The 21,241-nt window shown below is 73.8% G+C and carries 24 protein-coding genes; 11 read left to right on the top strand and 13 right to left on the bottom strand.

Going from position 1 to position 21,241, the window contains the following annotated elements:
- The first annotated feature begins 67 nt into the window (after positions 1 to 67).
- From AB0637_RS03760 to AB0637_RS03770, 3 genes are all read left to right on the top strand, one after another.
- Complete coding sequence (locus tag AB0637_RS03760; RefSeq protein WP_366169826.1) at positions 68 to 1,231, top strand: aminotransferase class V-fold PLP-dependent enzyme; 1,164 nt, start codon at positions 68 to 70, stop codon at positions 1,229 to 1,231.
- Positions 1,232 to 1,251: 20 nt separating this feature from the next.
- The gene (locus tag AB0637_RS03765; protein ID WP_366169827.1) at positions 1,252 to 2,232 is read left to right on the top strand and encodes an aldo/keto reductase; all 981 of its coding nucleotides are present in this window, start codon (positions 1,252 to 1,254) and stop codon (positions 2,230 to 2,232) included.
- Between the two features lie 64 nt (positions 2,233 to 2,296).
- Positions 2,297 to 3,856, top strand: coding sequence for a GGDEF domain-containing protein (locus AB0637_RS03770; protein ID WP_366169828.1), 1,560 nt, complete (start codon positions 2,297 to 2,299; stop codon positions 3,854 to 3,856).
- A gap of 9 nt (positions 3,857 to 3,865) precedes the next feature.
- Here AB0637_RS03770 and AB0637_RS03775 read toward each other — a convergent pair whose 3' ends face one another.
- A complete protein-coding gene (locus AB0637_RS03775) occupies positions 3,866 to 4,438 on the bottom strand; it encodes a GyrI-like domain-containing protein (RefSeq protein WP_366169829.1) in 573 nt (190 codons plus the stop codon).
- 110 nt (positions 4,439 to 4,548) lie between these two features.
- On the opposite strand from AB0637_RS03775, the gene AB0637_RS03780 reads away from it, so the two are divergent.
- Positions 4,549 to 4,938 (top strand): hypothetical protein, encoded by a 390-nt coding sequence (locus AB0637_RS03780; RefSeq protein WP_366169830.1) that lies wholly within the window; start codon positions 4,549 to 4,551, stop codon positions 4,936 to 4,938.
- Positions 4,935 to 5,849, top strand: a complete 915-nt coding sequence (locus AB0637_RS03785; RefSeq protein ID WP_366169831.1) for a tetratricopeptide repeat protein — start codon at positions 4,935 to 4,937, stop codon at positions 5,847 to 5,849. The genes AB0637_RS03780 and AB0637_RS03785 overlap by 4 nt, the downstream gene beginning before the upstream one ends.
- Before the next feature lie 10 nt (positions 5,850 to 5,859).
- Here AB0637_RS03785 and AB0637_RS03790 read toward each other — a convergent pair whose 3' ends face one another.
- Together AB0637_RS03790 and AB0637_RS03795 are read right to left on the bottom strand one after the other, a co-directional pair.
- The gene (locus AB0637_RS03790) at positions 5,860 to 6,150 is read right to left on the bottom strand and encodes a hypothetical protein (RefSeq protein WP_366169832.1); all 291 of its coding nucleotides are present in this window, start codon (positions 6,148 to 6,150) and stop codon (positions 5,860 to 5,862) included.
- 29 nt (positions 6,151 to 6,179) lie between these two features.
- Positions 6,180 to 6,821 carry an MOSC domain-containing protein gene (locus AB0637_RS03795; RefSeq protein ID WP_366170039.1) on the bottom strand — a complete coding sequence of 214 codons (642 nt, stop codon included), beginning with the start codon at positions 6,819 to 6,821 and terminating at the stop codon, positions 6,180 to 6,182.
- Between the two features lie 89 nt (positions 6,822 to 6,910).
- Here AB0637_RS03795 and AB0637_RS03800 point away from each other — a divergent pair, with 89 nt between their 5' ends.
- Positions 6,911 to 7,462, top strand: a complete 552-nt coding sequence (locus AB0637_RS03800; RefSeq protein WP_366169833.1) for an AAA family ATPase — start codon at positions 6,911 to 6,913, stop codon at positions 7,460 to 7,462.
- On the opposite strand, the gene AB0637_RS03805 is transcribed toward AB0637_RS03800, so the two are convergent.
- The 3 genes from AB0637_RS03805 to aspS are packed head-to-tail and all read right to left on the bottom strand — an operon-like array spanning position 7,459 to position 10,118.
- Positions 7,459 to 7,845, bottom strand: a complete 387-nt coding sequence (locus AB0637_RS03805) for a hypothetical protein (protein ID WP_366169834.1) — start codon at positions 7,843 to 7,845, stop codon at positions 7,459 to 7,461. The two genes, AB0637_RS03800 and AB0637_RS03805, sit on opposite strands and share 4 nt — an antisense overlap.
- Before the next feature lie 12 nt (positions 7,846 to 7,857).
- Positions 7,858 to 8,847 (bottom strand): phosphotransferase, encoded by a 990-nt coding sequence (locus AB0637_RS03810; RefSeq protein ID WP_366169835.1) that lies wholly within the window; start codon positions 8,845 to 8,847, stop codon positions 7,858 to 7,860.
- Positions 8,844 to 10,118 carry an aspartate--tRNA(Asn) ligase gene (gene aspS, locus AB0637_RS03815; protein ID WP_366169836.1) on the bottom strand — a complete coding sequence of 425 codons (1,275 nt, stop codon included), beginning with the start codon at positions 10,116 to 10,118 and terminating at the stop codon, positions 8,844 to 8,846. Before aspS ends, AB0637_RS03810 begins: the two co-directional genes overlap by 4 nt.
- A gap of 287 nt (positions 10,119 to 10,405) precedes the next feature.
- Between aspS and AB0637_RS03820 the strand changes: the two genes are divergently transcribed.
- Positions 10,406 to 11,164, top strand: a complete 759-nt coding sequence (locus AB0637_RS03820) for a class I SAM-dependent methyltransferase (protein WP_366169837.1) — start codon at positions 10,406 to 10,408, stop codon at positions 11,162 to 11,164.
- Positions 11,165 to 11,177: 13 nt separating this feature from the next.
- On the opposite strand, the gene AB0637_RS03825 is transcribed toward AB0637_RS03820, so the two are convergent.
- Positions 11,178 to 12,368 carry an MFS transporter gene (locus tag AB0637_RS03825; protein ID WP_366169838.1) on the bottom strand — a complete coding sequence of 397 codons (1,191 nt, stop codon included), beginning with the start codon at positions 12,366 to 12,368 and terminating at the stop codon, positions 11,178 to 11,180.
- 120 nt (positions 12,369 to 12,488) lie between these two features.
- Between AB0637_RS03825 and AB0637_RS03830 the strand changes: the two genes are divergently transcribed.
- Positions 12,489 to 13,184, top strand: coding sequence for a hypothetical protein (locus tag AB0637_RS03830; protein ID WP_366169839.1), 696 nt, complete (start codon positions 12,489 to 12,491; stop codon positions 13,182 to 13,184).
- A 32-nt stretch (positions 13,185 to 13,216) separates the two neighbouring features.
- Here AB0637_RS03830 and AB0637_RS03835 read toward each other — a convergent pair whose 3' ends face one another.
- Together AB0637_RS03835 and AB0637_RS03840 are read right to left on the bottom strand one after the other, a co-directional pair.
- Positions 13,217 to 13,600, bottom strand: coding sequence for an ATP-binding protein (locus AB0637_RS03835; RefSeq protein WP_366169840.1), 384 nt, complete (start codon positions 13,598 to 13,600; stop codon positions 13,217 to 13,219).
- A 17-nt stretch (positions 13,601 to 13,617) separates the two neighbouring features.
- On the bottom strand, positions 13,618 to 14,007 hold the full coding sequence (locus tag AB0637_RS03840) for a DUF2200 domain-containing protein (RefSeq protein WP_366169841.1): 390 nt from the start codon (positions 14,005 to 14,007) through the stop codon (positions 13,618 to 13,620).
- A gap of 101 nt (positions 14,008 to 14,108) precedes the next feature.
- Here AB0637_RS03840 and AB0637_RS03845 point away from each other — a divergent pair, with 101 nt between their 5' ends.
- Both AB0637_RS03845 and AB0637_RS03850 read left to right on the top strand, forming a co-directional pair.
- On the top strand, positions 14,109 to 14,498 hold the full coding sequence (locus tag AB0637_RS03845) for a hypothetical protein (RefSeq protein WP_366169842.1): 390 nt from the start codon (positions 14,109 to 14,111) through the stop codon (positions 14,496 to 14,498).
- Between the two features lie 17 nt (positions 14,499 to 14,515).
- The gene (locus AB0637_RS03850) at positions 14,516 to 14,884 is read left to right on the top strand and encodes a VOC family protein (protein WP_366169843.1); all 369 of its coding nucleotides are present in this window, start codon (positions 14,516 to 14,518) and stop codon (positions 14,882 to 14,884) included.
- Between the two features lie 283 nt (positions 14,885 to 15,167).
- Here AB0637_RS03850 and AB0637_RS03855 read toward each other — a convergent pair whose 3' ends face one another.
- The 3 genes from AB0637_RS03855 to AB0637_RS03865 form a co-directional block, all read right to left on the bottom strand.
- Positions 15,168 to 15,743 (bottom strand): ATP-binding protein, encoded by a 576-nt coding sequence (locus AB0637_RS03855; RefSeq protein WP_366169844.1) that lies wholly within the window; start codon positions 15,741 to 15,743, stop codon positions 15,168 to 15,170.
- 102 nt (positions 15,744 to 15,845) lie between these two features.
- Positions 15,846 to 17,891 carry an alkaline phosphatase gene (locus AB0637_RS03860; protein WP_366169845.1) on the bottom strand — a complete coding sequence of 682 codons (2,046 nt, stop codon included), beginning with the start codon at positions 17,889 to 17,891 and terminating at the stop codon, positions 15,846 to 15,848.
- A 147-nt stretch (positions 17,892 to 18,038) separates the two neighbouring features.
- Positions 18,039 to 18,494, bottom strand: coding sequence for an Lrp/AsnC family transcriptional regulator (locus tag AB0637_RS03865; protein ID WP_366169846.1), 456 nt, complete (start codon positions 18,492 to 18,494; stop codon positions 18,039 to 18,041).
- Positions 18,495 to 18,596: 102 nt separating this feature from the next.
- On the opposite strand from AB0637_RS03865, the gene AB0637_RS03870 reads away from it, so the two are divergent.
- Positions 18,597 to 20,273, top strand: a complete 1,677-nt coding sequence (locus AB0637_RS03870) for a thiamine pyrophosphate-binding protein (RefSeq protein ID WP_366169847.1) — start codon at positions 18,597 to 18,599, stop codon at positions 20,271 to 20,273.
- An 8-nt stretch (positions 20,274 to 20,281) separates the two neighbouring features.
- On the opposite strand, the gene AB0637_RS03875 is transcribed toward AB0637_RS03870, so the two are convergent.
- Complete coding sequence (locus AB0637_RS03875) at positions 20,282 to 21,241, bottom strand: DUF389 domain-containing protein (protein WP_366169848.1); 960 nt, start codon at positions 21,239 to 21,241, stop codon at positions 20,282 to 20,284.

Raw genomic sequence — 21,241 nt, forward strand, 5'->3', positions numbered from 1 at the left:
GCGGGTGCGGTGGGGGACAACGATCCCCACCCCCGGCCCCCGCGAAGGGCCTGGTTGACTGCGGAACGTGACGCTCACCTGGGCCCTCGACCCGACCGTCCGGCACCTGAACCACGGTTCGTTCGGCGCCGTCCCGCAGCCGGCGCTCGACGCGCAGAGCGCGTACCGCGCGCTCATGGAGGGTGCGCCGGTCCGGTGGTTCGTCGGGGTCCCCGAGCGCATCGCGGCGGCACGGGCGCGCGTCGCTCCGCACCTCGGCCTCACCGCCGACGACGTCGCGTTCGTCCCCAACGCCAGCGCCGGGGCCACCGTCGTGTTCTCCTCGCTGCGGGCCGAACCGGGTGGTGAGGTCGTCGTCACCGACCACGGCTACGGCGCCGTCACGATGGGCGCGCAGCGGTTCGCGCGGCGCTGGGGGTGCACGGTCCGGACGGCGCACGTCCCGCTCGCCGCGGGTCCGGAGGAGGCGGCGGACGCGATCACGGCGGAGTTCTCCGACCGCACGGTCCTCGTCGTCGTCGACCACGTCACGTCCCCGACGGGCCGGTTCCTGCCCGTGGACCGCGTGAGCGCGGCGGCCCGCGCCCGCGGGATCCCCGTCCTCGTCGACGGCGCGCACGTCCCGCTCATGCTGGCCGACCCCCTCGCGGGCGTGGACTGCGACGTGTGGGTCGGGAACCTCCACAAGTTCGGCTGCGCCCCGCGCGGTTCGGGTGTCCTCGTCGCGCGGGGACCGGTGCGCGAGCAGCTGTGCCCGCTCGTCGACTCCTGGGGCACCGGGAAACCGTTCCCGGTGAACTTCGACGAGCAGGGCACGCAGGACTTCACGAGCTGGCTCGCCGCGCCCGACGCCCTCGACGCCGTCGAGCGGGAGATCGGCTGGGACCGCGTCCGCCGGGACGCGACCGACCTCGTGGAACGGGCCACCGACCTCGTCGCCGGTGCGTTCGCCGAGCTCACGGGCGAGGACCACCGCGTGGACGTCGGGACGCCCGCCGTGCCGTTCCGGCTCGTCCGCCTGCCGGGCCCCCTCGGGTCCGGTCCCGGCGGCGGCAACGCCCTGCGCGACCGGGTCCTGGCCGAGTTCGCCGTCGAGTGCGCGTTCACGGGCTTCGGCGACGACGCGTTCCTGCGGTTGTCCGCGCACGCCTACAACACCCTCGACGACTACGCCGACTTCGCGCAGCGCTGCGTCCCCGCCCTCGTGGCGTGGTCGCGCGACGCGGACTGAGCGCTCGTAGGGTCGGACCCGTGATGACGAGGACTCTGGGCAGGACGGGCCGCGACGTCGGCGTCGTCGGGATGGGTTGCTGGCAGATCGGCGGCAGCTGGGGCACGGTCGACGAGGACGCCGCGCTGGGGACGTTGCAGGCCGCGGCCGACGCCGGGGTGACGTTCTTCGACACCGCCGACGTCTACGGCGACGGCCGCAGCGAGCAGCTCCTGGGCCGTTTCCTGCCGACGGCGCCGGACGGCGTCGTCGTGGCGACGAAGATGGGCCGCCGGGCCGACCCGCACGTCGCGGCGGCGTACACGCTCGACGCGTTCCGCGCCTGGAACGACCGCAGCCGCGAGAACCTCGGCGTCGACACGCTGGACCTCGTCCAGCTGCACTGCCCGCCGAGCGACGTCCTGCACACCGACGCGGTCTTCGACGCGCTCGACACGCTCGTGCAGGAGGGCCGGACCCGCGCCTACGGCGTCTCGGTCGAGACGGTGGCCGAGGGCCTGGCCGCCGTCGCCCGACCGCACGTGGCGAGCGTGCAGATCATCCTCAACCCGTTGCGCCTCAAGCCGGTCACCGAGTTCCTCCCGGCGGCGGCCGAGGCCGGCGTGGGCGTCGTCGTGCGGGTGCCGCTGGCGTCGGGGCTCCTGACGGGGCGGATCGACGAGTCGACGACCTTCCCCGCCGACGACCACCGGAACTTCAACCGCAACGGGGAGAGCTTCGACGTGGGCGAGACGTTCGCGGGCGTCCCGCTGCACGCAGGTGTCGCCGCGGCGAAGCGGCTGGCCGACGTCGCGGGGGACACCCCGCTCGCGGCGTTCACGCTGCGCTGGATCGTCGAGCAGCCCGGCGTCAGCGTCGTCATCCCCGGCGCCCGGTCGCCCGAGCAGGCCCGGGTCAACGCTGCCGCGGCCGACCTCCCCGCGCCCACCGCCGCGCAGCTCGACGCCGTCGAGGAGGTCTACCGCGACCTCGTCGCGGAGCACGTGCACGCCCGCTGGTGATCCGGGTCGCGGCGAGCGGGTGAGCCCTCTCAAGATCCCGCCCGCTGCGACCGATGCGTTCTAGATGACGCGTCCTGGGTCCGGGAGCGCGCTCCTGGACCAGGTGCGCGCCCTCGAGCGTGCCCGCGGGTACGACCTCCTCGACCAGGGTCCTGCCGCCCTCCACCTCGAGGAGCGGGCGCTCGCGGTCGGTGACCAGGTCACGGCTGCGCGCGCGAGCCTCGTCCGCGCGGACATGGCCTGCTCCGCCGGGGCTCTCGACCGGGCCAGCCTCCTCGTCAACGCCGCGCTGCGCATCGCCGAGGAGGCCGGCGACGCCGAACTGCTCGCCCGCACCCACTTCATCCGCTCCCTCATGCACCTGCAGGCCGGTGACCCCTCCGAGGCGCGCTGGCACGGGGTGCGGTCGCTGGAGGAACTGCCCGCGGACGCCCCCGGGTGGCTGCGCGCGGAGCACCTGCTGGGCCTCAGCGTCGTCCTGGACCGTTCGACCGACTCCTACGACACCCTCATCGACGAGGTCCTCGCCATCGCGGCGGTCGAGGAGGACCACCGGCTGGAGCTGTTCGCGCTGAACAACTCCGCCTGGGACCACGCCGACCGCGGGTTCCTCGACGAGGCCGTCCGGCTGGTCGCGCGGATGCGCCGCGTCTGCGCCCAGCACGGCCTGCGGCTGCGCAGCGCCGACCTCGACACCATCGCGTGGATCGAGATGCACGACGGTCGTCTCGAGGACGCCCTCGAGACGATCAGCCAGGCGTTCCTGCCCGACACCCCCGACGTCGGTGCCGACCACGAACCGATCGTGCGCCTCACCGCGTTCCGCATCCTCATCGGCCTCGACCGTCCGCAGGAGGCCCTGGAGCAGCTCGAGACCGCGCGGGGCGTCGGGACGCAGCGCCAGCTCGCCGGTGTCCTCGTCGAGATCGAGGAGGCCGACGCGGCCTACCGCGCCTCGCAGGGGGACTGGGAGGGTGCCTACCGCGCCCACGTGCGCTTCCACGAGGAGCACGTCCGGCTGCAGAAGCGCCAGGACGCGGCCCGGTCCATGCTCGCTCAGGCCCAGTTCGACAACTCGACGGCCCGTCGCGACCGGGACCGGTTCCGCACGCTCGCCTTCACCGACTCCCTCACGGGCCTGCCCAACCGCCGCGCCGTCGAGGACCACGCCCGGGAGGTGCTGGAGGGGCCGGGTCCGGTGGCCGTCGCCATCGTCGACCTCGACCACTTCAAACGCATCAACGACGAGCGCTCCCACGACGCGGGCGACGCCGTCCTGCGCGACCTGGGGCAGGTCCTCACCGACTTCGTCCTCGGGTCGCCGGGCAAGTTCGTCGCGCGGCTCGGCGGCGAGGAGTTCGTCGTCGTCTGGGACGGGTGGAGCCTGCCCTCCGTCGCCACCTCCGCCGAGACCCTGCGCGGGCTCGTCGCCGAGCACGACTGGTACAGCTGCACGACCGGCCTGCCGGTCACCGTCAGCCTCGGGTACGCGAGCACCGAGGAGGGCGGCGCGTCGTGGTCCGAGCTCATGGCCCGCGCCGACGAGCGCCTCTACGACGCCAAACGCGCCGGCCGCAACCGCGTCGTCGGGCCGGTCGAGCTGCCCCAGACGGCCCGCTGCTGACGGGACCGCTCAGTCCGCGAGCCGGAACGCCAGTTCGGTCTCCCACCGGTCCAGGCGCGGTTCCTCGCGCGGATCGGTGAGGTAGTTCTCGAGGCGGCACCCCCACACGTCGCCTGCGGGGGAGGGGCGGACGTCGAAGCGCAGACCCGCCGCGTCCGCCCAGGCCAGGAGGTCGGCCGTCGCCCCGACGAGGGTGTCGGGGTGGCCGCGGTGCACCACCGTGGCGTAGCGCCCGGCCGGCAGGACGCCGTGGTGCACGTCCTGGCCGCCGTGAGCGGTGACGTCCTCGGCCACCCCCTCACCGACGGGCACGCCCGCCTCGACGACCAGCTCGGCGGCCATGTCGATGACCTCGTAGCGCAGGAACACCGGGCCCGCCGGCACGTGGCCGCGCGCCAGGACCAGCTCGACGAGGGCGCCGATCCGGTCGGCCACGAGCCCCATCGTCGTCATCGTGACGGTGCGGCGGGAACCGACGTAGGGGACGGGCGGGCGGTCGGCCACGACGGGGTCGCGGCGCAGCGTGCTGTGCGGGGGCGTGGTCACCGGGGGCGTCACCGGGGGCGTCATCGGGGTGGTCATGTCGTCTCGACCTGCGGAGGTGTCGGAACTCATCGCCGCACCGTGGGGCAGGATGGCCGCGCGCGTCGAGGGTGACGCGCGGGCGACGCGAGACGGACGGGGGACGCGCGGTGCGGTTGGGGTTCGAGAAGCACCCGGTGACGAACCTGCGGCAGGCGCTGACGGGGTTCGAGCGCAGCGGGTTCACGGTGCTCTGGCAGCCGGACCGGGACTCCGCCCTCCTCGCCGCCCCCGGGGCGCCCTGGGCGGTGGTCCTGCTGGAGGTGCACGACGTCGAGCTCGAGCTCGGCGCCGGTGGGGTCTACCTGCTGGACGCCCCCGCCGAGGTCGACGGGTTCGCGCACGCCCACGAGGACCGCGACTGGGTCGTCGAACCCTGCGACCACCCGCTGGGGCGCTATGCCGCCCTGCGCACCCGAGCCGCTCTGCCGCAACGGTTCCTCAGTCCCTCGTCGGCGCTCGCGCGGCACCTCCCGGCTCCGCCGGGGAGCGTGGGGTGAGCAGCGGGCTGAGCGACCGCGCGGCGGCCGCGCTCGCCGGCGACGACGTCGTCGAGCTGGTCGACGTCGGCTGCGACCTGGCCGACGTGGACCGCCACGCCGAGGCGCTCGTCTGCTTCGAGCGCGCGGTGGCCCTCGGGGACGCCCTGAGCTGGTTCAACGTCGGGAACACCCTGCGGGACCTGGACCGTGCGGAGGAGGCGGTCGACGCCTACGAACACGCCGTCGCCGCCGGTGAGCCGGCCGCGTGGCTCAACCTGGGCATCGTCCTGGAGTTCCTCGGGGACCACGCGGGGGCCGAGCGTGCCTACACGGGGGCGTGGGAGGGGGCCGGCCAGGCGGTGGGCTGCCTGAACCTGGCCCACCTGCTCGACGAACAGGACCGCCGCCCGGAGGCCGAGGCGTGGTTGGCGCAGGCGGTCGCCCGGGGTTCCGGACGCGACCCGAGCGACGCGGAGGTCGCGGCGCTCCTGGCCCGCTGGCGCTGGGAACGCACCCGCGACCCGGCGCTCGAGGAGGACCTGCGCACCGGTTCGGCCGTCGACGGCGACACCCGGGCCGCGTTCGCCGAACTCCTCCTCAGCACGGGGCGGCGGACGCAGGCCCGCGCCGAGCTGGAACTCGGCGCCAAGCTCGGCCACACCGCGTGCTGGTTGCCGCTGGGGAACCTGCTGTGCGGTGACGACCTCGACGACCGGTCCGGGGCGGTGAGGGACGAGGTCGACGAGGTCGCGGCGGAGGAGGCGTACCGCGCGGGCATCGCCGCCGGGGACCTGCACTGCCACCACAACCTCGCGATGCTGCTGCTGGAGCAGGGGCGGGACGCCGAGGCGGAGGAGCACCTGAGGACCGGGGCGGCCGGCGGCGACGCGCTGGCGCGGGAGGTGCTGCGCGACCTGCGCGACGAGTGAACCCCGGGGCTCAGCCGGTCCGCCCGAGCCGGGCGTTGTGCCACGCCACCGCCAGCTCGAAGGGGACGACCATGGCGCACAGCGCCAGGAACCAACTGCGGTCGCCGACCGCGTGACGGCCCTCGGAGGCTGCGGCCACCCCGAACACCAGGGTCACGAGCCGCGGGAGGAGCTGACCCCACGAACGGCCGACCGACGGACCCCACCACCGCACCCGCTCACCGGGTTTCGCCCGCGACACGGCGAGGCCCGTCCACCCGGACGCGGCGGCCGCGAGGACGAGGGGCACCAGCCAGGTCACGCGGGCCACCCTTGCACGCGGCGCGTCCGTCAGTGCTTCGCGAGCCGGCGGGCCACCGCCTCGGAGTCCTCGCGCGGCAACTCCGGAACTCCCTGCAGCAGCGGCAGGAGCTCGGGTTCGGTGGTGAACGCGGCGAACGCCGTCGCGACGGTCACGCCGTGGGCCGGGACGTCCGCGACCCGGACCTCGGCCCCCGCGGTGAGGGTCCCGGGCGTCAGCACCCGCAGGTACGCACCGGGGACACGGGCCCGGGTGAACCGCGGCAGCCACTTCTGCTCGCCCACCCACACCGCGAAGGTCACGCACGGGATCCGCGGGCAGGAGACCTGCAGCACGACGTCGCCGACGACCCACCGCTCGCCGATGACGGCGCCGTTGACGTCGACGCCCGCCGTGGTGAGGTTCTCCCCGAAGGTGCCGTTCGCCAACGGACGGCCGAGGTCGCGTTCCCAGGCGTCGAGGTCCTCGCGGGCGTAGGCGTAGACGGCCTGGTCGTCCCCGCCGTGGTTCGCGGTGTCGCTGATGTGGTCCCCGACGAGGCCGCTGCCGCCGACACCCTTCGGCCCGGGTGCCCGCACCTGCACGGGCCCCTCGGCCGGACGCTTGTCGATGCCGCTCGTCCCCGACTTCGCGGCGATGGACCGGCGCTCGCCGACGTTGACGCTGAGGATGCTGGCCACCGACCCACCCTAGGAACCTGCGGCGCCGACCGACAGGGGGTTTCCGGGACGTCGCCGACGACGGGGGTTAGCGTCGCTGCGTGCCGCTGCTGGGTCCCGACGACGCGCTGCCCCGCCGTCCTGCCCGGGTCCTCGTGGCCGGGGCCTCCGGGGCGGGGAAGACCACGCTGGCGGGCCGGGTCTCCGCGGTGCTCGGCGTGCCCCACGTCGAGCTGGACGGGCTCTACCACGGGCCGGGGTGGGTGCCTCGCCCCGAGTTCGAGCAGGACGTCCACCGGTTCACCGCGGACCCCGCGTGGGTGACCGAGTGGCAGTACGGCACCGTGCGACCCCACCTGCTCGGGCGGGCGGACCTCCTCGTCTGGCTCGACCTGCCGCGGTGGGTCGTCCAGCGGCAGCTCGTGCGCCGGACGGTGGTGCGCCGGGTGCGGCGGGAGCTCCTGTGGAACGGGAACGTCGAACCCCCGTTCCGGACGCTGATCACCGACCCCGACCACGTCGTCCGGTGGTCCTGGCGGACCCACCGCAGCAACGCCGACCGGGTTCGCGGGGTCCTGCGAGAGCGTCCCGACCTGCCGGTCGTGCGCCTGCGCACGCGCCGCGAGGCGGACCGGTGGGTGCGGGGCCTCTAGTCCACGAGGTCGTCCACCAACCCTTTCGCGGCGACGAGCCCGAGACGCGGGTCTGCCTCCCGGATCCCCTTGACGAGGGCGATCCGGTCGTCCGACGTCCCGGTGCCCACCCCGAGGTCCCGGGCGAGCCCGCGGACGCGCGCGGCGGGCCACTCCCGCACGGCCGCCGCCTCGTCCGGCCCCTGGTCGACCCTGCTCCGCGGACCGCTCCGCACGAACCGCCAGAGGCTGCGCACCCCGACGGCGCTGGCGACGAGGTACAGGACCGAGCGCACCCGGTCGCCGTCGACCGCGTTCGCGACGCTGAGGAAACCTGCGGAGACGGTCAGCACGACCCAGCCGGCCCCCTCGAGACGACGGATCCAGGTCGGGGGAGCGCTCACTCGTCGAGGATCTCAGCCGGAGACGGCGGCGAGGACCTCGTGCAGGTTGTGCTCGGCGATCTCGGCCATGAACCCGCTGTTCGCGAGCCCCTGGTCGATCAGCCGGAGCGGTCCCTCGACGAGGGAGAGGTGCAGCGCCAAGCGGTACAGGCCCAGGCGAGCGGGGTCGAGCCCGGGGAGGCGCAGGGCCTCGTAGTGATCCCCGAAGCGGAGTGCCAGGAAGGCGTGCTCCCATTCGACGTCCGCCCACATGACGCCCTCCAGGTCCACGAGGACGGGCCGGTGCTCGCGGTCGAGCAGGACGTGGTCCGGGCCGAGTTCGCCGTGGACCAGCCCGTAGCCGGCCTGGTCCCGGGGACGGACGGCGGCGGCGCGGTCCCGCAGGGCAGCTCCTACGCTCCCGGTCACTCGGTCCAGCCGGGCTTCCCGGGCCGCGGCGGCCTGCAGGTGCCGCTCCGCGCGAGTGAGCACCACCTCGTGGAAGGGGACCTGCGGCTGGGCGTCCGGGCCGACCCCGGGACGCCCCACCTTCCCCCAGCGCGGGTTCCTCGTCGCGGCGAGTCGGTGCAGGTGCCCCCTGAGGTCGGCGAGGACCCCGGTGGCCACACGATCGCTGTCCAGGAGGTCCGCGAGCGATGCTCCGGGGACGTCCTCGACGACGGCCGTGTCCGGCACTCCGCTCCGCCCTCCCTCCTCCGTGGAGAGCACACGCGGGACGCGGACGCCCACCGCGGTGAGCACGGCGTGCGCACCCGTCAGCAGGTGCAGCCCGTTCGCCGCGGTGAAGGGTTCGACGTCCGCGGCCGGGTCCTGCGACCCGTGCCACCAGTCCTCCTCCGGGTGCCAGACGTACAGGACGACCGACCGCCCGTCCGTGGTGCCGACCCGGAACACCCCCTTCTTCGTCCCACCGCGCAGCCGGCGCAGGTGGTCCACCTGCACCGGCTGCCCGAGAGCGGTGCTGCAGAGGCGCTCGGCAGTCGCGTGGTCCAGGAGCGTCACGGCGTCAACCGGTGGAGGTCGCGCGGGAACAGGGTGCTGCGGCGGACGTTGTCGAGCCCGGTCAACCGGGCCACCCACCGTTCCAGCCCGATCGCGAAACCCCCGTGCGGGGGCATGCCGTGCGCGAAGACGTCCAGGTAGCTGCGGTACCTCTCGGGGTCCTCCCCTCGGGCGGTCAGGGCGCGGACGTAGTCGGCGTGCCGGTGCAGGCGCTGCCCGCCCGTGACGAGTTCCAGCCCCCGGAACAGCAGGTCGAAGGAGTTCGTCCAACGGGGGTCGTCCGGCTGCGGGTGGGTGTAGAACGGGCGCTTGGCCGCCGGGTACCCCTCGACGGCGAGGAACTCGCTGCCGTGTTCGCGCAGCGCCCACCGGCTGAGGGCACGTTCGTGCTCCGGGGCGAGGTCGGGTTCCTCCGGGTCGGCGCCGACGAGGCGGAGCGCGTCACGGAAGTGCAGCACGGGGACCACCGCGGGAACGACGGGCAGTTCCAGCCCCGGTGGCCGCGTTCCTCCTCCGACCTGCTCCGCGACCGCGGCCGCCATCCCGGCGAGCACGTCGCGGAGCACCGCGAGCACGTCGTGGTGGTCCTCGAGGAACCCTAGTTCCACGTCGAGGGACGTGTACTGGGCGAGGTGGCGGGCGGTGTCGTGAGGTTCGGCGCGGAACACCGGGCCGGTCTCGTAGACGCGTTCGAAGACCCCGACGAGCACCTGCTTGTGCAACTGCGGCGACTGGGCGAGGAACGCCGGCCGCCCGAACCAGTCGACTGAGAAGACGTCGGCGCCCGACTCCGACGCCGTGGCCGTGACCTTGGGCGTCGCGACCTCCGTGAACCCGGCGGCGTCCAGGGTCTGCCGGAAACCCCGCAGGGACGCCGCGGCCACCTGCCAGACGGCGTTCTGCGCCGGGTGCCGCCAGGAGATCGCACCGTGGTCCAGCAGCGTCGGCAGAGCGGCGTCCAGTCGGGGACGCCACAGTTCCACCGGTGAGGGGGACGCGGGCGGACTCAGCGGGGTGACCACGGGAGCGATCACCTCGACGCCTCCGGGCGCCTTCGGGTTCGCCCGGACGGTTCCCTCGACCCGGACCACGGTCTCCTCGGGCAGGTCCTCGACCTGCCGGCGGGTCGATCCGTCGGTGACGACGGCCTGGGTCAGTCCCGAGCGGTCGCGCAGGACGAGGAAGGTCAGTCCCGCGAACGTGCGGCGGCGGTGGATCCAGCCCTCGACGCGCACGGCCTCTCCGGCGTGGGTGGGCAGGGTCGCGTTCATCGTTCGTCTCGTGGTGCGTCTCACGGTCACCTCCAGGAGTTCCTACCCCGGGAGGTGTGGGCGATCGGGTTGCTCGCGGTGCCACCACACCTTCGTCGACCCGGACCGGGCCGACCTCGACCGTCCGGTGACGCGGACCAGGCGAGCGGCTCGGAGGTCGTCACTCTCGTGGGCGCCGCTCCTCCGACTCTAGGGATGCAACGCGCGTTCGTCGAGAGGAATGCGAACCCCCTCACCTCCGCGCACGCACCTCGCCAGGGTCCGGACCGGCCTGACACCATCGGTGGGTGAGTTCGGCATCGTTCGGCACGGCGGGAGAACGTCCCTTCTACGACGCCTTCGCCACCTTCTACGACGAGTTCGTCCCGGACGCGGTCGCACCCTGGGTGACGGCCGTGCACCGCGCGCTGGTCGATCGCGCGGCCGAGCGGGGAACGCTGCTGGACGCCGGCTGCGGCACCGGCCGCCACGCGGCCGCGTTCACCGACCTCGGGTACCGGGTGACCCTCCTCGACGCGTCGGCGGAACTGCTCGCCATCGCCGCCGTCCGGTGCCCCGGCAGCCCGGCGCACCACGACGACCTCTGCGACCCGGTGCTGGCCGGCCCCTTCGACGGCATCGCCTGCCGCGGGGTCCTCAACGACCTCGTGGAGGACGCGGAGCGAGATGCCGTCGCGGGCAGTTTCGCGCGCCTGCTCCGCCCCGGCGGTCTGCTGGCGCTCGACGTCCGGGAGGCCCGGCGCGCGAAGGAGCGGGCAGACTGGACGGCTCGCACGAGGACGGTTGCCTTGGCGGGCGGAGGCCTCGCCACCTTCACCAGTCGCAGCCGCTGGGAGGACGGTCTGCTCGTCGTGGACGAGCAGCACGACGTGCGGAGCAGCGGGCGGGAACCGGTGGTGCGGGACTTCGTGTTCCGCATGCGTCCATGGACGGCCGAGGAACTCCGGGACCGCCTCGAGACCGCGGGCCTCGCTGAGGTGCGGACCGCTCCCGGGGTCGGCGGGAGGAGCGACCGGCTGTTCGTCACAGCGGTGCGGCCGCGGTGAACCCGTCACCTCCTCACCGTCGCCCTCCGGTGTGCGGGGCGTCGCTCGGACACAGGAGGAGGTAGGCGGGTCCCGCTGCGACGTGCGCGAGGGTCACCACCAGGAGGACAGCTGTGGGGCCGACGACGTCGGCCGTCGGGCCGGACACGAGGGCGCTGGAGAGCATCGCCCCCGCCCACACGCCACCGGTGGTCCCCACGGCGGTGGAACGCCGTGCCGCGGGGGCGTGCTCGAGCACGGTGGTGCCGGCCACGACCCACGACAGGGTGAACGGTGCTCCCGCGAGGACGAACGCGACCACGGCGGTCGGGCCCGACGGTGCGAGGAGGAGGGGAAGGAGGGCGAGGGCGCTGCAGGACGCCCCCACTGCGACGGTCCGTCGGCGGCCGCACCGCCTGACCGCGACGGGCACCCACGGAGCGGCGAGCAGTGCGCCGACCGCGAACGCCCCGTTGGTGACGCCGATCCAGTCCGGACCGACGCGGACGACGCTCAGCATGAACGGCGTGAAGAGGCTGCTGAGGGCGCCTTCCTTCACGCCGTCGAGGACGTACAGGACGGTGACGGCGCGCAGGTGCCGGTTCCTCCACACCAGGGGGATCCCCACCCCGGGTGTCCAGCGCGGCGGGGAACGCGTCGGCTCGGGTACCCCACGCCGGTCGCGCCGCCAGAGCGCGAGGCCCGCCAGCAGGAGGGCAGCGATTCCCTGGCAGACGGTCAGGGTCCACAGCGTGGTGCTCGGACCCGTTGCAGCGTAGAGGAAGCCAGCAGCAGCCGGGGCCGTCAGCCGCGCCAGGTTGGTGGCGGTGGAGTTCGCGGCAGCGGCGGCCGGGAGGTGGGGACCCGCGAGGTCGGCCACCAGACCCTGTTCCGCCGGGACGCCCACCTGCCGCGCCACGGCGTCGACCAGGACGAGGACCAGGACGGGCCACCACCCCTCTGCGGACGTGCTTCCGGCAGCGAGCGCGAGGCCCACGAGGACCGGTACGCGGGCAGCGCTCGCCGCCGCCAGTGTGGCCCGGCGGTCGTACCGGTCTGCGAGGGCGCCGGTGACACCGCCGAGCAGGACTGCGGGCGCGGTCGTCGCGACGAGGAGGACTCCGGCGGCCGTCGCCGATCCGGTGAGCGAGTAGACGTGGATGGAGACGACCAGCCCCGTCGACCAGCCGGCCGAGCTGGTGAGGAGGTTGGCCGACCACAGCACCGTGAAGGCAGGCCCCCACTGTCGCCACGAGGCCCGGGGGCCGTGCGGCCGACGCCGCCTCCGGACCGACTGTCGACCGCGGAACACCATGGCGGCACGCTCGTGGCTAGCCTGCTGAAGGTGGAAGGCGAACCCTTCAGTAGACGTGACCCCGGCGCTCGGGCCCGGACGGTCCGGTCCGAGGTCGCGGCACGCTTCCTCAGCACGCCGGGCTCGCTCAGGTACTTCGCGCCCTTCCTGGCCCGGGAGACCACGGCCGGGCAGGTGGCCCGTGACCTGGGCGTCGACATCGGCTCCGTGACCTACCGGATCCGCCGCATGCTCGACCTCGACCTCCTCGCGCACACGCGCACCACCCCGAGGGCCGGTCGTCCGGTGCGCCACTACCGGTCGGTGGCGGACGCGGTCTTCGTGCCGCTGGTCCTGACGACGGCCGAGTCCCTGGCGGAGGTCTTCCGCAGCAGCCGTGCCGACGCGGCCGACGACCTGGCGGCCGCGGCACAGCACGCCTGGCTGCAGTTGGGAGCCGAGGCCGGCTGGGGGACCCACCTCTACCGGACGAGGGGCGGGGCCGTGAACCGCGACTTCGTGCCGCGCGGGCTCCTCGACTCCGACGGCTTCTGGCCGCAGGTCCTCGCCGACCGCTCCCCGGCCGTCTGGGACCAGTACGCGGAGCTCCACCTGGACCGGACGCGCGCCAAGGCTCTCCAACGCGAACTCGCCGACCTCGTCCGCCGCTACGCCGAACCCGTCCCCGGCCAGGACGAGAGTGGTTCCCCCCACCTCGTCCACCTGGCGATGGCCCCCCGTCGCTGAACCGGAGGAGGGGTGGGGGTCGAGCTCCGCCCCTACCGCGGGAGGTCGAACCAGATCGTCTTGCCGCGCCCGTCCGGCCGCACGCCCCAGTCCTCCGCGAGTCCGTCGACGATGGCCATGCCCCGACCGTGGACGGCGGCGGCGTCGGGGTGGCGGACGGCGGGCAGGGCCGCGTTCTGGTCGCCGACCTCGACGTGCACGCGACGGGTGCTGACGGCCACGGCGAGGCGCACGCGGCTGCGGGCGTGCTCGACCGCGTTGGTCACGAGCTCGCTGACGAGGAGCACCGCGGTGTCGCAGACGCCCTCGGCGACCTGGGACTGGGCGCAGTGGTCCCGGACGAACGCGCGGGCGCGGGCGACGGCCCGTCGGTCGCGTTCCAGGTCCAGGGAGGACGGCTCCGCGGAGTCGATCACGGCACGATGGTGGACCATCACCTTCCCGCCCGCGCAGGTGGGGCGGTGACGGGGTCGCCCCCGCGCAGGACGGACGTCATCCGCTTCCCGCGGGCGACCTCGTCGACGAGCTTGTCCATCCACCGGATCCGTTGCATCACAGGGTCTTCGATCTCCTCCACGCGGTGCCCGCAGATGAGGCCGGTGATGAGCGTCGCGTCCGGGTTCATGCGCGGTGCCCGGGCGAAGAACGTCTCGAGGTCGACGCGGTCGGCGATCGCACTGCGCAGGCCGTCGTCGTCGTACCCGGTGAGCCAGGACACGACACGGTCGACGTCCTGCGGGTCCCGGCCCTTGCGCTCGACCTTCGCCACGTAGAGGGGGTGGATGTCGGCGAAGGGCACGCCGAAGATCCTCGGTCGTGCCACGGGGTCCTCCTCGGGTGGTCGGGGGCCCAGTCTGCGCCCGGGCGCTCGTCCCGACCAGACCCGAGGCTCAAGGACAGGCCGGAGGCGCACGATGGGAGGGAGTGGAACCCGTCGTGGACCCCGCGGGCCCCGAGGCGCCCGGCCCGGACTGCCCGCACTGCGCTCGCGCGCTGCGACGGGTGGACACGTGGTGCCCGCAGTGCTTCGCCCCGGCCCCGCTGCCGACGTTCCGCGGCCCGTCCTCGACGCGCCGCTCCGACGACCCGGTCCCCGTCGTCCCCGTCGAGCTCCGCTACTCGCGCTGGCAGCGCACGAGCGTCTCCTTCGGACCCGCCGGCCGCATCGCGGCGTCCCTCGCGCTCATGGGCACCGGGCCGCTCTTCTGGTGGTTCTTCCAACTCGGCGGGGCGATGTTCTTCGTGATGTGGACCGCCATCGTCCTGCCGTGGGGACTGCGCGACGTCTGGCGCAAGGTGCGTGTGCGGCGGTGACGGTCGACGCTGGGGCGGTGACGACGCTCCGGCTGACCGCGACCGTCCTCGACACCCCGGACCCGCCGAGCCTGGCGAGGTTCTACCGGCACCTGCTCGGCTTCGAGACGGTGTCGGAGGAACCGGACTGGGTGGTCCTGCGGGGACCGGGTGGGACGGGGCTGTCGTTCCAGCGCGAGACGAGCTACGTGCGGCCGCAGTGGCCCGCGACCGGGGGCGGGCAGCAGGTGCAGGACCACCTCGACATCGCCGTCGACGACCTGGCCGCCGCGGTGGACCACGCGGTCGCCGGTGGCGCCGTGCTGGAGGAGTTCCAGCCGCAGGAGACGGTCCGGGTGCTGCGTGACCCCCACGGCCACGTCTTCTGCCTCTACCTGCCGGACTGAACGCAGGGAGGAGGGTTGCGAGGGGGGGTTGCCTGGTGGCCGACCCCCCGGCCACCAGGCTGTCACCCCGAACTCCCGCGAGCCCGATGCGTCCTCTCCGACCCCCCGGTCGAGACACACCCCCCGGACTCCCGGGCCGAGCCGTCCTCCGGTCGACCCCCCGACCGTAGGACTCAGTTCTTGCGCACTGCGTTTCCCCCCGAGTCCGTCGTGCCGTCGGGCCCCCCCGACCTGGACACGCCCCCCGGACTCACCCGCGACATCGCTGCGCCGCCCGGGATCGTTACACGCACCCAGACGTGTCCTGGGTCACACACAGCGACGTCGCGGCCGACGGGTCGAAACCGGGCCAGCGCTCGGTCGCCCACGCTGCCCACGAGGAGGCTGCCGGCGGCGCAGCGGCGACCGGCCCGCCGCGCAGCTCGGCCGCGTCGGGAGCCTCGAAGACGGCCCGCCAGGCCGTCAGCTCGTCGCCCGAGATGGGGAAGGTGTCCTGGGGGCGCTCGTCCCACCGCCGGGCCACCCGCTCGCGCTGGTCGTCGGGCGCGACGTCGAGGTGCTCCACGACGCAGGTCACCCCGGCCGCCCCGAAGACGTGGCGCAGCGCGTCACGTTCGGCGCGCGACCAGAAGCCGAAGTCGAGGACGACGTCGACCCCGAGCGCGGCGGCGCGCAGACCGGTCGTGAGCAGCAGACCCTCGACGGCGTCGCGCTGCGGACCGGGGTTCTCCCCGCCGAACAGGCGCAGGACCCACGCGTCGGTCGTCAGGCGCAGCGCGGGCCGCTCCCGTTCCAGGACGCGGGCGCGGGTCGTCTTGCCGGCGGCGGGGAGCCCGACGAGGAGGAACGCGGTGGCCACGGGACCAGCCTGCCCGGTCCCACGCGGAAGGGCCTCGTCGCCTCCACGGGGACGGTGATCGACCTCGTGGAGGCGACGAGGCCCCGACGGAACGGTGGTGCGTCAGCTGACGAGCGCACCCGTCGTCGCGGCGGGGGTCGACGCCGGCGCGGCGGTCGCGGCGACCTCGGTCTCGGCGAGCTTCCCGGCGGTGCTCTTGAGCGAGTACGTCGGGATCTGCAGACCGATCGCCTGGCAGATCGTGTGGAACACCTCGGTGTTGTCGAGCAGCTTCGCGAAGCCCTCCGACCCCGGGCCCGAGGCGCCGATGAAGACGTCCTCGACGGTGTGCACGCAGTTCGTCTCGTCGAGCGGCAGGTTGCCGATCTGGACGACCGACCCCGGGTCGCGCGCGGGGTTCGGGTAGGCCCGCTCGGTCACCGGGTCCTCCAGTGCCGGCTGCTCCAGGACGGCGTTGTGCGCGAAGTCGTCCGGGTGGTCCGGGTGGTTGGACCAGCCGAAGAACAGCTGGACGTCGGGGTTCGGGTCGTCGGGGAACCCGTCGCCGTTGGAGTCGACGTAGGTCGGGAACCCGGCGTCGGCGTACACGCCGTTCTGCTGGCGCGCAGGCGAACCCGGCTTGGACAGGGTGTGCGTCCCGGCGATGCTCATGGCGTGGTTGTGGTCCGCGGTGATGACGATGAGGGTGTCGTCGCGGTCCTTCGCCCACTCCTTGGCGGCGGCGAGGGCCTGGTCGAGCTCGATCGTGTCGTAGACCGCGCGGGGACCGTCGAGCGGGTGCTCGGACTTGTCGATGGAGGCGCCCTCCACCATGAGGAAGAAGCCCTTGTCGTTCTTCTCCAGCACCTTCAGCGCGGCCTTCGTCATCTCGACGAGACCCGGCTGGTCGGGGAAGTCGCCCAGGACCTTCGGGTTCGGCGTGACCTGGCGGTCGATGTAGACGTTGAGGTGGCTCATGGTGAAGGTGCCCAGCAGCTTGTCCGGGGTCCCGGCCGCCATGACGGCGGCGAGTTCGGTCCGGGTGCCGGCGTAGGCGAAGCCCTTGTCCTTGAACTCCTCGATGAGGTTCCGGTCGTCCTTGCGCTTGGAACCCTTCTGCGACTGGGGCAGGAAGGTCGCGCGGCCGCCGCCCATGAAGACGTCGGGCATCTGCCCGGGCTCGAGGGCCTGGTCCATGATGCTGACGTACTCGGACCGGCGACGCGTGTGCGCGAACACCGCGGCCGGGGTGGCGTCCTGCACCTCGGCCGTGGTGACGATGCCGACGGACATCCCGCGGGCCCGCTTGAGGACCTCGGCCATCGTCTCGACGTGCGGGCTCGCGGCGGGGTCCTCGGAGTTCCCGGGGTACACGCCCATGGCGTTGACGGCGGACTTGTGGCCCGTCATGTACGCGGACATCGAGTTCGCGGAGTCGGTGGCGATGGAGTCGCACCCCGACGTCGTGACGTTCCCGCGGTGGTCCATGGTGTCCATCTCGAGCAGGGCCTTGTACTTGCCCTCCACGATCCCCTTGGACAGGATCCGCGCGCCGGTGATGGCGGCCTGCCCCATGCCGTCGCCCAGCAGGAAGATGACGTTCTTCGCCGCCTTGCCCTTCGCCTTCGACAGGACGACCTCGTGCACGACCTCCTGGGAGGCCGACCCCTTCGAGGACGTCACGGCGGCGGCGATGCGGTAGGTGCCCGCGGCGGGGTAGATGAGGTTCTTGAAGGTGACCTCGACCGAGTCCGGCGCCGAGCTGGTGCGGACGGGAGCGGGGCTGAGCAGCGGGGCGGGTCCGCTGCCGTCGCTGACCTTGACGACGATCTTCGTCGTCTCGGGGTCGACGCCGGTGGCCTCGATGCGCAGGTCGAAGGTCGCGCCGACCTGGAACTTCGCCCGGTCGATGGGCAGGATCCGCACGGCGGTGCCGGTGGTGGCCGCCAGCGCGATGCGGCGGACGGTGGTGCCGTAGTGCGCGTCCTTGACGTTGAGCTGGGCCGGGACGTACGCCGGCGCGGCGGACGCCGACGAGGCGTCGACCAGGCCCTTGCCGAAGACGACGGCGGTCGCGAGACCGCCCGTGCCGAGCAGGCCGCGGCGCGTGAAGAACCCGCGCCGTTCCTGCGCACCGTCCTCGTTCGGGGTGTTCTGCGTGTCGGACACGAAGTACCTCTCGTCAGGGTGTTCCGGCGCGAGGCGCCGGCTCCGGGGGCAGGCACAAGCTGACAGGGCCCCGGAAATGGCGGGCGAACTCACCGCGAACACCGGGTGCACGGTGGGTGCCCCGAGCGGCACGCTCCGACGGCGCGCTCAGCCGAGCAGGTGGTCCATCCGGTAGCCCAGCAGCTCGCGCAGGACGATGGACGTGGACGTCCGCCGGATGCCCCGGCAGCGCATGATCCGCTGGGTGATGTCGTAGACGTGGTCGGCGTCGCGCGCCGCGATCTGGATCATGAGGTCGGAGTCGCCCGAGATGCCGAGGCACTCGACCACCTCGGGGATGCGGGCGATGTCCTCGATGAGCCCGGTGAACTCGCTCTGTTCGACACCCGCTGTGACCAACGCCCGCATGGGCAGACCGATCCGACCGGGGTCCAGACGCGTCGAGTTCGCCCGGAGGACCCGCTCGGCGGCGAGGCGTTCCAGACGGCTGTGCACGGTGCCCCGGGCCAGTCCCAGGGTCAGTGCGAGCTGGGCCACGGTCGCCCGGGGATCGCGGTCCAGCGCGAGGAGGATGCGCCGGTCCGTGTCGTCGAGGGTGGTCACGTCGACCAGCGTAGGTGCATGATCCCGTGCTGGACTGGTCGGAACGACCAACGTGACGCGTCTCTCTTGTGCGTTCCGACCGGCTGTCGTGTCATCGGTCCCATGACTCCCACCGTCACCGTCGGCACCTACCTCGCCCGCCGGCTGGAGCAGCTCGGACTGCGCCACCTCTTCGGTCTGCCGGGCGACTTCAACCTCGGACTGCTCGACGAGATGCTCGGCGGATCGGCGTTGCAGTGGGTCGGGTCGAGCAACGAGCTCAACGCCGGCTACACCGCCGACGGTCACGCTCGGTTGCGACGGGGGCCGGCCGCCTTCGTGACGACGTTCGGTGTCGGCGAGCTGTCGGCGGTCAACGCGACGGCCGGCAGCCGGGCCGAGGACGTCCCCGTCGTCCACGTCGTGGGGCTCCCGGCGACGCGGGCCATGGCCGACGGCGCCCTCCTGCACCACTCCCTCGCCGACGGCGACTTCGGCCACTTCGTCCGCATCGCCGCCGAGGTCAGCGCGAGCGCCGTCGTCGTCCGGGCGCAGAACGCCGGCACCGCCATCGACCGGGCCCTGCTCACCGCGGTCGGCTCCTCCCAGCCCGTCTACCTCGGCGTCCCGGCCGACGTCGCCGTCGCGCAGGTCTCCGCCGCCCCGCTGGCCCGGCCCCTGCGGGTCCTGCGCAGCGACCCCACCGCCGCCGAGGACTTCCGGACCGCCCTCGCGGAGTTCCTCGGCGGGGCGAAGGAGGTCACCGTCCTCGCCGGACCGCGGCTGCACCGCCGCCACCTCGAGGACCGCGTCCGCGCGCTCGCCGCCCAGAACGGGGTGCGCATCGCGACGCAGTCGGCGTCGAAGGCGATGCTCGACGAGTCCCACCCGGCGAACCTCGGCGTCTACGCCGGCACCTTCACCCGCGACCCCGAGACCCGCCGCCGGGTCGACGGGGCGCACCCGCTCGTCCTGGCGGGCGTCGTCATGACCGACTTCCTCACGGGGTCCTTCACCCACGACTTCGACCCCGAGGCCGCCGTCGACCTGCACCTCGACCACGCGCGCATCGCGGGGGCGGCGTTCTACGGCCTGTTCCTGGAGGAGTCGCTGCGGATCCTCGAGGAGGTGCTGGAGGCGCGCTCCCCGCGACCCGCGCCGCTCCCGCGCCGGGCCGTGGCACCCACCGAGGCGCACGTGCCCGCCGCACCCGACGGCCCGCTCACCCACGCCGACCTGTGGCCCCTGCTGCAGGACTGGCTCACGCCCGGCACGCTCGTCGTCGCCGAGGCCGGGACGTCCTTCTACGGGGCGCTGGAACTCACGCTGCCCGACGGCTGCGACCTGCTGGGCCAGCCCGTCTGGAGCTCGATCGGCTACACGCTGCCCGCCACCCTCGGGGCGATGCTCGCGGCGCCGGAGCGGGAGACGGTCCTCGTCATCGGTGACGGTTCCGCCCAGCTCACGATCCAGGAACTGGGGCGTCTGCTGACGACGGGCCTCACCCCGACCGTGCTGCTCGTCAACAACTCCGGCTACACGGTGGAGCGCGCCATCCGCAGCCCCGAGGCGCCGTACCAGGACGTCGTGGAGTGGGACTGGACCCGGCTGCCCGCGGCCCTCGGCGCGCCGGGGACCCCCGTGTTCCAGGTCCGCACCCCCGCCGACCTCGTCGAGGTCCTCGCCAAGGTGCGCGCGGACCGCGACTCCGGTGGGGGGCACGCGCACTTCGTCGAACTGTTCCTGCCCCGCGACGACGCGCCCGACTCCCTCGTCCAGCTGGCCCGGTCGGTGCGGTAGCCCGGGCCTCAGGCCGCCCGGGCGGATCCGCGCACCCGCCGCCAGACCGCGTGCTGCACCCGCAACGTCGCGACGGCGGCGAGCAGGATGCACGCGAGGTTCAGGACGAGCTGTCCGAGCGCGCCGAGGGCCGTGCCGTACTGCGCCGTGACGACGCCCGCCGCGAAGTCGGCCGCGGCGGGCACCGTCGTCACGCTGATGAAGACCCCCACGAGCGGACCGGACTTCGCCGACGTCAGCGACAGCGTCCCGGCGATCCCCGCGAGCAGGGCGACGACGACGGAGAACACGTCCGGGGAGGCGACGAACGACGTCAGCGGCCGGCGGCCGTCGAGGAACTCCTGCGGGACGAGACCGACCGCGTCCAGGGCCGCGACGCCGGCGGCGGTCACGACCATCGCCAGCGGGAACCCCAGCCCGAGGGCCCGCAACGGGCCGGCGACCAGGTCCCGCCGCCGACGCACCGTGGCCACCGCGAGCGCGGCCAGCGGCCCGAACTCCGGCCCGAGGACCATGGCGCCGACGATGAGGACCTGGGAGTCGGTGAGCAGCCCCACCGCGGCGATGAGCGTGGCGAGCACGAGGAACGCGTAGAACGTCGCGGACGCCGTGGCGCCCCCGTCGGCGGCGCGTTCGACCTGCTCCCAGATGAGCGCGTCGTCGCCCTCGCCCGGGGCGGCCTCCTCCGCCCGCGCGACGGCGTCGCCCAGCGCGGTGTCGACCGACTCCAGCACGATCGAGCCGGTCCGTTCGAGGTCCAGGGCCTGCAGCCCGTCGACGACGTCGTCGACGGCCTCGCGGGCGACGTCGGCCTCGACGAGGTCCGCGACCCCGGCACCCGGGGACGTCGGGACGACGACCCCGCGGTGCAGCACGAGGTTGACGACGCCGGCGTCGGCGCGCAGGACGGCCAGGACGTCGTCCGCGGAACGGGTGGGGGTCACGACGCGCAGGTGCAGGACGCTCAC

It is taken from the genome of Kineococcus sp. NPDC059986, from assembly GCF_040702905.1.
Classification (GTDB): domain Bacteria; phylum Actinomycetota; class Actinomycetes; order Actinomycetales; family Kineococcaceae; genus Kineococcus.

Bases quoted from the DNA above. Each gene is read 5' to 3' on its own strand.
- AB0637_RS03770 (WP_366169828.1), top strand. From the start codon at position 2,297: ATGACGCGTCCTGGGTCCGGGAGCGCGCTCCTGGACCAGGTGCGCGCC.
- AB0637_RS03775 (WP_366169829.1), bottom strand. From the start codon at position 4,438: ATGACCACCCCGATGACGCCCCCGGTGACGCCCCCGGTGACCACGCCC.
- aspS (WP_366169836.1), bottom strand. From the start codon at position 10,118: ATGAACGCGACCCTGCCCACCCACGCCGGAGAGGCCGTGCGCGTCGAG.
- AB0637_RS03870 (WP_366169847.1), top strand. From the start codon at position 18,597: ATGACTCCCACCGTCACCGTCGGCACCTACCTCGCCCGCCGGCTGGAG.